The sequence below is a fragment of the Streptomyces sp. AV19 genome (genome assembly GCF_015999245.1).
Classification (GTDB): domain Bacteria; phylum Actinomycetota; class Actinomycetes; order Streptomycetales; family Streptomycetaceae; genus Streptomyces.
In genome coordinates this window covers 114,155-127,720 of record NZ_JAEAMR010000003.1, presented here as the reverse complement: position 1 = coordinate 127,720, position 13,566 = coordinate 114,155, and the positions used below count along the sequence as shown (strand labels likewise).

General features: G+C 74.2%; 7 protein-coding genes and 2 pseudogenes. 1 reads left to right on the top strand and 8 read right to left on the bottom strand.

Annotation, left to right across the window (positions count from 1 at the left end):
- The 3 genes and pseudogenes from I5Q34_RS00565 to I5Q34_RS00555 form a co-directional block, all read right to left on the bottom strand.
- Positions 1–832 (bottom strand): annotated as a pseudogene (locus tag I5Q34_RS00565) (NAD-dependent malic enzyme); the annotation flags it as partial.
- A 54-nt stretch (positions 833–886) separates the two neighbouring features.
- Positions 887–2,323: an aspartate ammonia-lyase gene (locus tag I5Q34_RS00560; RefSeq protein ID WP_199890068.1), complete on the bottom strand. Its 1,437-nt coding sequence runs from the start codon at positions 2,321–2,323 to the stop codon at positions 887–889.
- Between the two features lie 41 nt (positions 2,324–2,364).
- Positions 2,365–3,363: an asparaginase gene (locus tag I5Q34_RS00555; RefSeq protein WP_199890067.1), complete on the bottom strand. Its 999-nt coding sequence runs from the start codon at positions 3,361–3,363 to the stop codon at positions 2,365–2,367.
- Positions 3,364–3,497: 134 nt separating this feature from the next.
- Between I5Q34_RS00555 and I5Q34_RS00550 the strand changes: the two genes are divergently transcribed.
- The gene (locus tag I5Q34_RS00550; protein WP_199890066.1) at positions 3,498–3,953 is read left to right on the top strand and encodes an Lrp/AsnC family transcriptional regulator; all 456 of its coding nucleotides are present in this window, start codon (positions 3,498–3,500) and stop codon (positions 3,951–3,953) included.
- 9 nt (positions 3,954–3,962) lie between these two features.
- Here I5Q34_RS00550 and I5Q34_RS00545 read toward each other — a convergent pair whose 3' ends face one another.
- From I5Q34_RS00545 to I5Q34_RS00525, 5 genes and pseudogenes are all read right to left on the bottom strand, one after another.
- Complete coding sequence (locus I5Q34_RS00545) at positions 3,963–4,280, bottom strand: UBP-type zinc finger domain-containing protein (RefSeq protein WP_199890065.1); 318 nt, start codon at positions 4,278–4,280, stop codon at positions 3,963–3,965.
- Positions 4,281–4,926: 646 nt separating this feature from the next.
- A complete protein-coding gene (locus tag I5Q34_RS00540; protein ID WP_307811626.1) occupies positions 4,927–7,818 on the bottom strand; it encodes a tetratricopeptide repeat protein in 2,892 nt (963 codons plus the stop codon).
- Complete coding sequence (locus I5Q34_RS00535) at positions 7,815–9,641, bottom strand: HSP90 family protein (protein ID WP_199890063.1); 1,827 nt, start codon at positions 9,639–9,641, stop codon at positions 7,815–7,817. Before I5Q34_RS00535 ends, I5Q34_RS00540 begins: the two co-directional genes overlap by 4 nt.
- Before the next feature lie 323 nt (positions 9,642–9,964).
- A pseudogene (locus tag I5Q34_RS00530) lies at positions 9,965–10,795 on the bottom strand (NAD-dependent malic enzyme); the annotation flags it as partial.
- A gap of 387 nt (positions 10,796–11,182) precedes the next feature.
- The gene (locus tag I5Q34_RS00525) at positions 11,183–13,519 is read right to left on the bottom strand and encodes a UvrD-helicase domain-containing protein (protein ID WP_199890062.1); all 2,337 of its coding nucleotides are present in this window, start codon (positions 13,517–13,519) and stop codon (positions 11,183–11,185) included.
- Positions 13,520–13,566 lie beyond the last annotated feature (47 nt).

Below are 13,566 nucleotides of genomic sequence, written 5' to 3'. Positions count from 1 at the left end.
GGATCGCCGTACCGGCCGCACCCGCACCGGACATGACGACCCGCACATCACCGATGTTCTTGTGCACGACGCGCAGGGCGTTGGTGAGGGCGGCGAGGACGACGATGGCGGTGCCGTGCTGGTCGTCGTGGAAGACCGGGATGTCGAGCGCCTCGCGCAGGCGCGCCTCGATCTCGAAGCAGCGCGGGGCGGAGATGTCCTCCAGATTGATCCCCGCGAAGCCGGGGGCGATGGCCTTGACGATCTCGACGATCGCGTCCGAATCCTGCGTGTCCAGACAGATCGGCCACGCGTCGATCCCCGCGAACCGCTTGAAGAGCGCCGCCTTGCCCTCCATCACCGGCAGGGCGGCCTTGGGGCCGATGTTGCCCAGGCCCAGCACCGCCGAGCCGTCGGTGACCACGGCCACCGAGTTCCGCTTGATCGTCAGACGCCGCGCGTCCTCGGGGTTCTCCGCGATCGCCATGCAGACACGGGCCACACCGGGGGTGTAGATCATCGAGAGGTCGTCGCGGTTGCGGATGGGGTGCTTGGCGGCCATCTCGATCTTGCCGCCCAGGTGCATCAGGAACGTCCGGTCGGACACCTTGCCGACCGTGACGCCCTCGATGTCGCGGAGCCCGTCCACGATCTCGTCGGCGTGCGAGGTGGAGGTGGCGGCGACGGTCACGTCGATGCGCAGCCGCTCGTGGCCGGACGCGGTGACGTCAAGGCCGGTCACCGAGCCACCGGAGGACTCCACGGCCGTGGTCAGCCGGCTGACCGCGGTACCACCGGCGGGCACCTCCAGTCGGACCGTCATCGAGTGCGAGACGCTGGGCGCCGTTGCCATGGGAGTTGTGCTTCTTTCTGCTTCTGGGAAGTTCTGCTTCTGGGACGTGGGGGTTCAGGCCGTGGCCCGGGCGTGCGGGCGGGCGAGGTTGTCCGGGTGGAGGATCTCCCGCAGCCGCTCCGGGGTGAGCAGGCCCTTGGCCAGGACCAGGTCGTGCACCGAGGCGCCCGTGGTCAGGGCCTCCTGCGCGACGGCGGTGGCCTGCTCGTAGCCGATGTGCGGGTTGAGCGCGGTGGCCAGGCCGATGGACTGCCCGACGAGCTGCGCCAGGTGCTCGCGGTTGGCGGTGATGCCGCCGACGCAGCGCTCGGCGAGCGTCAGGCAGCCGGCCCGCAGGTGCGCGAGGCTCTTGAGCAGGCTGTGCGCGATGACCGGCTCGAAGGCGTTGAGCTGGAGCTGGCCGGACTCGGCGGCCATGGTGACGGTCACGTCGTTGCCGATGACCTCGTAGGCGATCTGGTTGACCACCTCGGGGATCACCGGGTTCACCTTGCCCGGCATGATGCTCGAACCCGCCTGCACGGGCGGCAGGTTGATCTCGGCGAGCCCGGCGCGCGGACCGCACGAGAGCAGGCGCAGGTCGTTGCAGGTCTTGGAGAGCTTGACGGCGATCCGCTTGAGCACGCCGGAGAGCTGGACGAACGCGCCCATGTCCTGGGTGGCTTCGACGAGGTCGCCGGCGACCGTGAACGGGATGCCGGTGATCGCGCCGAGGTGCTCGCAGGCCGTCCCGGCGTACCGGGGGTGGGTGTTGAGGCCGGTGCCGATGGCGGTGCCGCCGAGGTTGATCTCGCGCAGCAGCGCGCCCGCCTCGTCCAGGCGCGCCCGGTCCTCGTCCAGCATCACGGCGTAGGCCGCGAATTCCTGGCCGAGCGTCATGGGCACCGCGTCCTGGAGCTGCGTGCGGCCCATCTTCAGGACGTCCGTGAACTCCTCGGACTTGGCCGCGAACGCGTCGCGCAGCACCGCCATGGCCTCCAGCAGGCGGGCGGCGGCGAGCTGCAGGGAGAGGCGGACGGCGGTCGGGTAGACGTCGTTGGTGCTCTGGCCGGCGTTGACGTCCTCCAGCGGGTGGAGGTGGCGGTAGTCGCCCTTGGCGTGGCCGAGGAGTTCCAACGCCCGGTTGGCGACGACCTCGTTGGCGTTCATGTTGGTGGAGGTGCCGGCGCCGCCCTGGACGACGTCCACGACGAACTGGTCGTGCAGGCGTCCGGCGCGGATCTCCTCACAGGCCCGCACAATGGCGTCCGCCTTGGGCCCGTCCAGCAGGCCGAGGTCGCGGTTGGCCTGCGCGGCGGCCTGCTTGACGCAGGCGAGGGCGGTGACGAGGTCGGTGTGGGCGGAGATCGGGATGCCGGTGATGGGGAAGTTCTCGACGGCCCGCAGGGTGTGGACGCCGTAGTACGCGGCCGCGGGGACCTCCCGGTCGCCGAGGAGGTCGTGCTCGACGCGTATCTGCGGACCGTCGTGGGTGGGGGCGGATGCCGGCATGGGTGTTCCGATCGGGTGCGTGGGGGGAGTTGAGGGGGCGGTCAGGCCGCGGCGGCGACCGCGGTGACGGCGAGCGTCCGGTGCAGGGCGTCGGCGCGTCCGGCCGCGTCGGTGGCGGCGAGGGCGGCGGAGAGGACGGCGATCCGGGACTGGCCGGCGCGCAGGGTGCCGGTCAGCACCGCGCCGGCGGCCACGAGGTCCACGGCCCCGCCGTGGGTGTAGATCTCCGCGACCGGCCCGGTGGACACGCGGGTGGTCACGGCGACGAGGACACCGCGGGCGACGGCCGCCTCGACGGCGGCGCAGATCTCGGGGGTGGCGTTGCCCGCGCCCGTCGCGACCAGGACGATGCCCTGGGCGCCCGCCGCGACGGCCGCCTCGAACAGCGTCGGGTCCGCGTCGCAGTGGTGCATGACGACGTCGATCCGGGGCAGCGGCCCGCCGGCCGCCGGCACGGCGAGCGGCGCCGGGCGCCCGGGGCGGCGGTGGACGCGGACGGCGCCGTCGGCCACGTCCGCGACCGGCTTGCCGGACGGGTCGGCGAACGCGTCGGCGGCCAGCGTCTGCACCTTGACCGTGCCGCGCGCGGCGTGCACCTGGCCGTCGAAGACGATCAGGACGCCGAGGTCGCGCACCGTGGCCGCGGTCAGCAGCGCGTCGTGGAGGTTGCGCGGCCCGTCGCCGTCCGGTGCCTCCAGCGGGCGCTGGGCACCGGTGAAGACCACCGGGCGGGGGTCGTCGTGGTGGAGGTCGAGGAAGAAGGCGGACTCCTCCAGCGTGTCCGTCCCATGCGTGACGACGATGCCGTCGACGGCGGGGTCGGCCAGCACCTCGCGCACGGTGCGCAGGAGGGTGAGCTGGTGCGCGGTGGTGATCCGGGCGCTGTTCACGCTCATCAGGTCGACGACCCGGACAGTCACGCCCTCGGGCACGGCGGCCGTGGCGAGGACGTCCCCGCCGCGGGCGTCGGCGGCGTACCCGGAACCCTGCCAGCGGCTGGCTATGGTCCCGCCGGTGCTGATGACGACGACCTGTCCCACGTACTAGCTCCCTTGCCGATCCCTGACGAACGCGGCCCGTGCGCCGGGCCGGGAGCAACCGTAGGACAAATCGCGCGCAATCGGGTTGCCCATTCCGGCGGGCCCGGGCGGAAACCGTGGTGGATAATCGCGCCGTGGACGAGATCGACAGAAATATCTTGCGCGAGCTCCAGGCCGACGGCCGCCTGACCATCCAGGAGCTCGCCCAGCGGGTCGGCCTCACCTCGTCGCCGTGCATGCGCCGGGTGCGCCAGCTGGAGCAGGACGGGGTGATCCGGGGCTACCGCGCGGTCATCGATCCCGAAGCCGTCGGACGGGGCTTCGAGGTGCTCGTCTCCGTCGAGGTCCGGCGCGACCGGGAGGCGGTCGAGGCGTTCGAGGCGGCGCTCCAGGACATTCCCGACGTCATCGAGGCGTACCGCCTCTTCGGCAGCCCCGGCTGCCTGCTGCGGATCGCCGTCGCCGACCTCAACTCGTACGAGCGGCTGTGGATCGAGCGGCTCACGACGCTCTCCGGTGTCACCGAGGTGAACTCGCAGATCGTCATGAAGCGGATCAAGGAGCCGAAGGGGCTGCCGGTCGACGGCTGACGCGAGGGTTCACGTACTCCTCGGCAGGAGCAGCGCCTCCTCCGGGAAGCACCAGGCCCAGTCCTCACCGGGCTCCCGGGACGCGATGATCGGGTGGGCCGTGCCGTTCCAGTGCTCGCGCGCGTGGCGCCGCGGGGAGCTGTCGCAGCACCCGACGTGCCCGCAACTGAGGCACATGCGCAGATGCACCCAGCGGGTGCCCTCGCGCAGGCAGTCCTCGCACCCTTCGGTGGTGCTGGGCGCGACGTCCCGGACCTGGTCGGCGTGCCGGCAGGGGGCGTCGGTGGGGGTGCCGTCGGGGCCGGCGATCACGTAGGGGGTGGGCATGGGTCGAGGGTACGGGGGGTGGGGGTGCGGATCGTGGAAGCGGTGGTATGTGGTGGCGGTCGGCGTCTCTTGCCCCCGGCCCTCCCCCCAGAGGGGGCACCCCCCTTTCACCGTTTCTTCCGGGGCTGCGCCCCTCGGCCGGGCACCGCGCTCCGCGCGGTGTGCGGGGGCTCCGCCCCTTGCACCCACCGGGGCTCCGCCCCTGGCCCCTGTTCCGGGGGCTACGCCCCCTGGCCCCCCGAAGCGCCCTCCGGGCGCTGTCCTCAAGCGCCGGACGGGCTGATTGATGGGCCCGCCGGGCCGAATCGCATGCCCTGCCGGGCTACGGGCCCGGGCCGGACTACGGCACGGGCGCGCACTTCAGCCCGTCCGGCGTTTGAGGACGAGCGGCGAAGCCGCGAAACGGGGTCCGGGGCGGAGCCCCGGTGGGGGCGCAGGGGGCGAAGCCCCCGCACCACCGCGCGGAGCGCGGTGCCGGGCCGAGGGGCGCAGCCCCGGGAGAAACGGTGAAAGGGCGGGGCGGGGGCGAAAGACTCCGGCGCGATACCGCCGCACCCCCGCCCCCGCGACGCGGCTCCGCCCCGGCCCCCGCAACACCCCCGGGCCGGAAGGCCCTCCCCGCCCGGCGGCCGGGCCTCAACAGGCCTCAACCCACCCGCTGCGCCACATACTTGAGGACGCTCTCCGCCTCCTCCCGGCGCGCCTCCGCCACGCCCTCCTCCTCGGCGCCGTACTCCTCGGCCACCGCGCGGGCCCGTGCCGTCGCCTCCTCGGCCCGGCCGAGGTCGGCCTCCAGCCAGGCGGCCATCAGCTGCGCGGCGGTGCGCTGGTCCCGCAGGTCCGGGCCGCACGCGGCGAACACGGCCGCGGCCCGCTCGGCATGGGCCAGCCCCTCCTCGTACGCCGCCCGCGCCGTGCCGTCCTCGTCCTCGTCGCCCGGCTCGCCCGGGCAGGAGCGGACGACCAGTTCGCCGGTCTGCCGGTGGGTCTGCGCCAGCTCGGCGAGGAGTTGCTCGTCGCCCGCGGCCTCCCGCGCCGCCGAGGCCATCAGCTCCCGGGCCGCCGGGAGACCGCCGTCGCCGCGCGCGGCGACCCACGCCCGGGCGCGCAGCACGCGGACGACCGCGTCCGGGCGGCCCAGCTCGCGCCAGAGCGCCCCGGCCCGCTCGTAGGCCCGGTCCGCCTCGTCGTCCATGCCGGCCCGGTCGAGGCAGTCGGCGGCCAGGTTGGCCAGGACGGCGTGGTCCTGCTGGTCGTCCCAGCCCTGGGCGACGCCCGCCGCGCGCAGGAACTGCTCGGCCGCCTGCCGGTGGTCGCGCAGCGCGGCCAGGCACTCGCCGAGCCACCAGCGGGCCTGGACGACCTGCCCCTCGTCGTGGTGGCGCTCCAGGTCGGGAAGGACCGTCTCCAGCACGGACGCCGCCTCGTCCGCCCGGCCGAGGCGGTGCAGCGCCCCGCCGAGCGCGAGCCGGGCCCAGGCGCCCAGCGTCTCGCCCTCCCCGGCCCGGTCCGCCCAGTGCGCGGCCTCCAGCGCGTGCTCGACCGCGGCCTCCCGCTCCCCGACGGAGGCCAGCGCATCCGAGAGGATCAGGTGCAGCCGGGCGGTCGGGGCGTCGGACAGGACCTCCGCGCCGTGCTCCAGCGCCGAGCGCGCCGCGCCGATCGCCGTCCCGGGGTCGCCGCAGGCCATCGCGGCCTGCGCCAGCCCGCCCCGGGCCTCGGTCGCGTACCAGGGGATGCCCGCTTCGTCCGCGGCCTGCGCCGACCGCGCGAAGGCCGCGGCGGCCCGGGCCGGGTCGCCCGCCGCGAGGGCGGCCTCGCCGCGCAGCTCGAAGGCGTCCGCGACGCGGGCCCGCATCGCGCGCCCTTCAGCCGCGTGCTCCTCGGCGTAGGCGAGTACCTCGTCGATCGCGTGCTCCAACGCCTCCGAGGCGGGCGTCGCTTCGGGCCCCTCGGGCAGCAGGTGCAGCAGCACCCTGCACCGGTACAGCAGGGCCGAGGCGATCCGGCGCGGCGGCGCGTCCAGCGCGCGCAGGCGCGCGCACTCCGCCTCCACCCCGGCCAGGGCGTCCGCGTCCCGGCCCGTCAGCGCGAGGGCGAGCGCGTGGCGCGCCCGCGCGCCGGCCGCGTCCACGGGCCGGCCGGCCTCCTCGTACAGCGCCGCCGCCTCCAGGAAGCGGGCGGCGCGCGCCTCCAGGTCGCCGGTCCCGTGGACCGCGGCGTGGTCGGCGAGCTCGGCCCGGGCCGACGCGTCGAGGCCGGCTCCGTCACCGGCGGCCCGGCAGGCCGCGTCCCAGGCCGCCCGCGCGCCCGGGTCGAGCTCCTCGGCGAGCCCGCGGGCCGTGGCCAGCAGCGTCTGCACGTCCTCGCCCGCCGGAGCCTCCGGAGCCGCCGGAGCCGCCGGAGCCGGGCGCGGGCCGGTGGTCAGCCGCTGTGCCCGGACACCCAGCGGCAGCCGCTCCGCCAACGGCTCGGCGTCCATCCGCGCGGTGGCCCGGGCGCTCGTGACGGTGCTGCCGTTGCGCGCGTCGAAGCGGCCGGCCAGGGCCAGGGCCTCGGCGCGGGCGTACGCGTGGAGCGCGTCGGCGGTCCAGGCGCGTCCGGCCGGGCCGGGCATCTCCTGTCCGCCGAGCCCCAGTTCGCCCAGGCGGCGGGCGAGCAGGGCGACGGCGGCGAGGAAGTCGAGCAGGGTGTCGGGGTCGCCGGAGGGCGCGAAGTGGCCGCCGTGCTCGGCCAGGAGCTCCAGCGCGCGGGCCTCGTTGCCGGTCAGCGCGCAGAACTCGATGTGGTCGGCGACGGTGGAGCGCATCGACTCCATGTCGCGGATCATCCGGTAGCCGCGCAGGTGGTGGGCGCGGGCCTCGTCCGTGCGGCCGAGCCGCACCAGCGGGAGCAACGAGGACGCCAGGACCACGTGCGGCTCGTGGGCACAGGTGTGCTCGCCGGCCAGGACCGGCGCCCAGGTCTCCAGCGCCTCGGCCGGGCGGTCGAGGTGGCTGAGCCACGCGCCCTGGGTGTTGAGCTCGCAGGCGTGGCAGTCGCTCATCTCGTCGCGGTCGGCGGCGAGCCAGGCGGCGAAGGCCCGCTCGGCGCGCGGGAGGTCGCCGGTGTCCCGGGCGATGCGGAACTCGCCCTGGCGCACGGCCCGTTCGCTGTAGCCGGCGAGCCGGTAGCGGTGCTCCATCTCCGTCTGCCACTTCTCGACGGAGGCCAGCGGGATGCCCGGCTGGTCGAGCATGCCACTGGAGACCCACTTGAACATCCAGTGCAGCCGGTGGGCGGCGAACTCGTCGAAGTCGTCCGGGCGTTCGTCCCACATGCGCAGCACGCGGGCGAACGGCACGAACATCTTCTCCGACTCGGAGCTGAAGTTGTAGGCGGACAGCAGGTTGAAGAGGGTGTCGAGCAGCAGGGCGGTGTCGCCCGTGTGCCCGGCCTCCTCGACCAGGCGCTCGGCGCGGGCGTTGCGCGCGGGACCCTCGGGCTCGCGCATGTTCTCCTGGAGCGCCTCGCGGACGGCGGCGACGGTGGTGCTCAACGGCCCTCCTCGGACGCGGTGGTGGGGTGGGCCGCCCATTCCAGAAGGCCCAGGAAGGCGCGGTTGAGCAGGGCCGAGTCGGCCGGCCGCAGCGGGCGCTGGGCCATCAGCAGGGCCTGCCCGTACAGCGCCTCGGCGGCGGTGCCCGCCAGGTCGCGGTCCTCCAGGGCGCCCAGGCGGCGCACCAGGGGGCTGAGGTGGTTGAGGACGAGGCGGGCGCGGGGGGTCTCGTCGCGCAGCGAGCCGAGGATGGACGTCCACAGGTCGTCGGCCTTGGACTCCTCCTCCTCGCGGGCCCGTTCGTGCCGGGCGGACCGGTCGTCCAGGTGCAGGGCGGGTACGGTGACGGGCAGGAACGCCCGGACGACCACGTCGCAGCCGAGCGCGTCCAGGCGGGCGCGGGCGGCCGACAGGAAGCCGGACAGGGCCAGTTCGTCGGCGGCGTCGACGTGGTCGAGGTGCGCGGTGACGGTCTCGGCGTCCAGCTCGGCCACGGTGGTGCCCGGACGCACCCGGGGCAGCAGCCGGACGAGGTCGGCGTCGAAGGTGTAGCCGCCGTTGACCACGCCGATGCCCTGGGCGGCGGCGATCGGCGCCACCTGCCGGAACTCCTCGACGCCGGTCGTGAAGTGGACGACGGGGTGGCGCTGGGCGAACTCCTCCAGCGACAGGTGCCCGTCGCTCGTCTCGAAGGGCAGCCACGGCAGCATGGTGCGCAGCATGTCCGCGTCGTGCCGGGCCAGGGACTTGACGCCGAGGTGGTGGACGGCCAGGAACTGGCGCAGCCGCTCCTGGTCACCGGCGGCGAGCCCGGCGAGCCAGTCGCGGACGCGCTCGCCCAGGGCCTCACGGACGGCGGCGAGCCGCTCGTCGTCGTAGAGGCTCTCACGGGAGGCCGTCGGGCGCAGGCTGTCGGTGTCGATGACGCAGCGGACGAAGAACGCCCAGTCGGGCAGCAGGTCGTCGGCGCGGTCGGTGAGCAGCATGCCCTTGAGGTGGACGCGGTGGCCCGCGCGCTGCGCCGGGCTGACGGCCTGCGGCAGGACGTAGGCGACTCCCCGGACGCCGGCCAGCGGTACGTCGAGGTCGATGCTGTCGAGCGGGGCGAAGCCGAAGAGCTCCTGGCAGTGGCGGGCCAGGGCGGCGCGGCGGGCGGCGGGGCCGGGGTGCGCGCGCTCCCACACGGCGGGCCGGTCGGTGACCGGGGTGTCGCCGACGCGGACGTCGTAGGGCAGGAGCGAGCCGAAGTCCTCGGCGAGGGCGGTGACGCGCTCCTCGGAGAGCCAGTCGGCGGCGCCGCGGCGGGCGTTGAGGTGGACGGTGGTGCCGGGCTCGGGGCGGGCTTCGTCGGGCAGGGTGCGGACGGTGTACGAACCGTCGTCGCGGGCCGTCCACTCGACCGGGAGTGCCCCGTGCTCCTTGGCCGAGCGGCTGACGACGCGTATCTCCTCGGCGACGACGAAGCAGGCGAGCAGCCCGATGCCGAACTGGCCGAGGAACTCCGAGCGCGCCGACTCGAGTCCCTCGTGAACGGCGTCGTCGCGCTTGGAACTCCGGCCGATCGTGGCCAGGAGGTCGTGGACGTCGCCCTCGGTCAGGCCGATGCCGCTGTCCTCGACGCGCAGCCGGCCGTCCTCCGCGACCAGGCGGACGGTCGCGGGCGCCCCTGGGTCGGCGGCGCGGCGGGCGGTGATCGCGTCGACGGCGTTCTGCAGCAGTTCGCGCAGGTAGACCTTGGGGCTGGAGTAGAGGTGGTGGGACAGCAGGTCCACCAGGCCGCGCAGGTCGACTTGGAAGGTGTGCGGTATCTGGTCGTCAGTCATCGTCGAGCAGACTACTTCGTGGGTCGGACAGCTCGCGGGTCAATAACGGTCCGGTGGGTGGGGTGTGCGTCGGTGATGCCGTCCGACTGGCCTGGGCGGGAGGGGAGTTGTGGCGGTCCGCGCGGTCTGGGTCGGGGTCGGGGGGCGCTGCGGGCCGGCGGGTGCCGGTTGATTTTCCCCGACCCGCCCTTTCACCGTTTCCCGGGGAGACCCCGGCCCCCTCCGCCCTCCGGCCGGAAGCGGGGGCTTCGCCCCCGGCCCCCTTTTCGGGGCTCCGCCCCTGACCCCCGAAGCGCCCTCCGGGCGCTGTCCTCAAGCGCCGGGATCGCCGTACCGGCCGCACCCGCACCGGACATGACGACCCGCACATCACCGATCCCCTTGCCCACCACCCGCAACGCGTTCGTCAACGCCGCCAGCACCACGATCGCCGTGCCGTGCTGGTCGTCGTGGAAGACCGGGATGTCCAGCGCCTCGCGCAACCGCGCCTCGATCTCGAAACACCGCGGCGCGGAGATGTCCTCCAGGTTGATCCCCGCGAACCCCGGCGCGATCGCCTTCACGATCTCCACGATCGCGTCCGGATCCTGCGTGTCCAGACAGATCGGCCACGCGTCGATCCCCGCGAACCGCTTGAAGAGCGCCGCCTTGCCCTCCATCACCGGCAACGCCGCCATCGGCCCGATGTTCCCCAGCCCCAGCACCGCGGAGCCGTCCGTGACCACCGCAACCGAGTTCCGTTTGATCGTCAGACGCCGCGCGTCCTCCGGATTCTCCGCGATCGCCATGCACACCCGCGCCACACCCGGCGTGTAGACCATCGACAGATCGTCACGGTTACGGATCGGATGCTTCGACGCCATCTCGATCTTCCCGCCCAGGTGCATCAGGAACGTCCGGTCGGACACCTTCCCGACCGACACCCCCTCGATCCCCCGCAGCTTGTCCACGATCTCGTCCGCATGTGCCGTCGACGTCGCCGCCACCGTCACATCGATCCGCAACCGCTCATGACCCGACGCGGTCACATCCAGACCCGTCACCGAACCACCGGACGACTCCACGGCCGTGGTGAGCTGACTGACCGCGGTACCACCGGCGGGCACTTCCAGTCGGACCGTCATCGAGTACGAGACGCTAGGCGCCGTTGCCATGGCCGCTTCCCACTTTCCCTGATCACGTCGTGCTGCGCGCAACGTCCGCGCGACGTTCGATCGTCCCACCTACCGACTGGTAGACGGTAACCGGCCGGGGAATTCCGGAAGGCGGCTTTCACCATATGAGAACGGCATGGGAGAGCGGCCCGCCCGCCAACCTGCGGAAACACAACGGGCGCCCTTCGTGTGAAGGGCGCCCGTCGAAGAGTTGAGCGGCACCGGCCCGCCATGCTCGCCTCGCGGCAAGTGGTCGCTCGTAGCGACAAAGGTTGGGCCCGGGGGCTTGGATCGAGCCGGTGCCGTACTCAGGCTAACAAACGCCCCCGGAAAGTCATTCCCGGCAGCGCCCGTTCCGGTCGGTCCCGTCCCGCGGCGGCCGACGCGTCAGTCGCGCAGCAGGTCCGGCACCCCGTCCGCGTCCGGCTCGTCCCGCTCCCCCGCCAGCACGGTCAGCCGCTGCGTGGCGCGGGTCAGGGCCACGTACAGCACCCGCAGACCCGCTGGGGACTCGTCCGCGATCCCGGCGGGCGTGACCACCATCGTCGCGTCGTACTCCAGGCCCTTGGCCTCCAGACTGCCCAGGACGACGACCCGGTCACCCAGCCCGGCCAGCCAGCCGCGGGCCTCGGCCCGCCGGCCCATCGGCACGACCACGCCGACCGTGCCCTCCACGTCGTCCAGCAGGTGCCGCGCCTCCGCGCGGACCGACGCGGCCAGGTCCGGGCCCGCGACGGCGAAGCGCGGCTCGACGCCGGTCGAGCGGACCGCGGACGGCGCCTCCATCCCGGGCATCGCCAGGGCCAGCACCTTCGACGCCAGCTCGGCGATCTCGGCCGGGTTGCGGTAGTTGACGGTGAGCTGGAAGCGGCGGCGGGGGCGGGTGCCCAGCGCCTCGTCCCGGGCGAGGGCCGCCTCGTCGGGGTCGGACCAGGAGGACTGGGCCGGGTCGCCGACCACCGTCCAGGTCGCGTGCCGGCCCCGGCGGCCGACCATGCGCCACTGCATCGGCGTCAGGTCCTGCGCCTCGTCCACGATGACGTGCGCGTAGTCCCGCCGCTCCTGCGCCAGCCGCTCCGCCCGCTCGCGGCGCGACTCGCCGCGCTCGGGCATCAGCTCCTCCAGGCCGGTGAGGTGGTCGAGCGGGTCCGCCTCGCGGGGCTTCCTCGGCCGCGCCGGGGCGCCGAGCAGCGTCTCCAACTCGTCGAGCAGCGCCACGTCGTGGACCGACAGCGGGCCCCTGCCGTCCGCGTCGAGGCGGCCCAGGGAGCGGGCCAGCAGCCGGGTCTCGCGCGGGTTGAGGACCCGGCGCGTCCAGCGCGCCAGGCGGCGCTCGTCGGCCAGCAGCACCAGCACCTGACGGGGCGTCAGTTCCGGCCACCAGGCGGACAGGAAGGCCAGGAAGTCCTCCTCGGTGGTGATGTCCTCGTCGAACGCGGCGCGCGCCTCCGCGGCGAGCTCCGGGTCGGTGTAGCGCTTGGGGCCGCCGGACCTGGCCCACAGGGCGTCCAGGATCAGCCGGCGGGCGCGCGGGCGCAGCAGATTGACCGGCGCGGTACCGCCCAGGGCGGTCTGCCGGATACGGTGGAGCTCCTCGGCGCCGAGCTCGATCCGGCCGCCGAAGGCGACGACGCGCAGCCGCTCCGGGACGGCGCCGCCGTTCCGCGGGACGTCCAGCGCACCGCGGGCCGCCTTGCGCAGCACCTTGAGCATCCGCGACGAGCCCTTGATCCGGGCCACGGCCGGCTCGTCGTACGTGTCCGCCTCCGCGCCGTCGACCAGCGAGCCCAGCGCCCGGATCGCGACCTGGCCCTCCTCGCCCAGCGACGGCAGCACGCCCTCGGTGTAGGCGACGAGCAGCGGGGTCGGCGAGACGACGAGGATGCCGCCGGCGTAGCGGCGCCGGTCCTGGTAGAGCAGGTACGCGGCGCGGTGCAGCGCGACGGCGGTCTTGCCGGTGCCCGGCCCGCCCTCGACCTCGGTCACCGAGGCGGCGGGGGCGCGGATCACCAGGTCCTGCTCGGCCTGGATCGAAGAAACGATGTCCCTCATGGTGTGACTGCGGGCCTGGCCGAGCGCGGCCATCAGCGCGCCGTCGCCGACCACCGGCAGCGCGGCGCCGTCCAGGGTGGTGCGCAGCTCCGGGCGCAGCAGGTCGTCCTCGACGCCGAGCACCCGGCGGCCCTTGGAGCGGATGACCCGGCGGCGCACGACGCGGCCGGGGGCCACGGGCGTCGCGCGGTAGAAGGGCGCGGCGGCGGGGGCCCGCCAGTCGATCACGAGCGGGGAGTAGTCGGCGTCGAGGACGCCGATCCGGCCGATGTGCAGGGTCTCGGCGATCTCGGCCCGCTCGTCGCGGACGGCGTCGTCGGCGGGTTCGACGGAGGTGTACGCGCCGTCCGGCCCCTTCTTGCCGTCCTTGCCGAGCAGCAGGTCGATCCGGCCGAACAGGAAGTCCTCGAACTCGCTGTTGAGCCGGTTGAGATGGACGCCGGCACGGAAGACCTGGGCGTCGCGCTCGGCGAACGCGCCCGGTGTGCCGACCTGGCCGCGCTTGGCGGCGTCGTCCATGAGGAACTCCGCCTCGTGGATCTTCTCCTCGAGGCGCCGGTACACCCGGTCCAGATGGTGCTGCTCCGCACCGATCTCGCGGTCGCGGATCCCGTCCGCGGCCTTCTCAGGTTCCGTCGCCACCTGCGCGCTCGTGGCGTTCTGCGCGGCCACCCAGGCCCCCTTCTGTGTGCGTAGGGCAGCCTTCAACCGTACGCGAA

Excerpts from the sequence above, each read along its gene's own strand:
- I5Q34_RS00560 (WP_199890068.1), bottom strand. The coding sequence starts at position 2,323 with ATGCCGGCATCCGCCCCCACCCACGACGGTCCGCAGATACGCGTCGAG.
- I5Q34_RS00535 (WP_199890063.1), bottom strand. The coding sequence starts at position 9,641 with ATGACTGACGACCAGATACCGCACACCTTCCAAGTCGACCTGCGCGGC.
- I5Q34_RS00545 (WP_199890065.1), bottom strand. The coding sequence starts at position 4,280 with ATGCCCACCCCCTACGTGATCGCCGGCCCCGACGGCACCCCCACCGAC.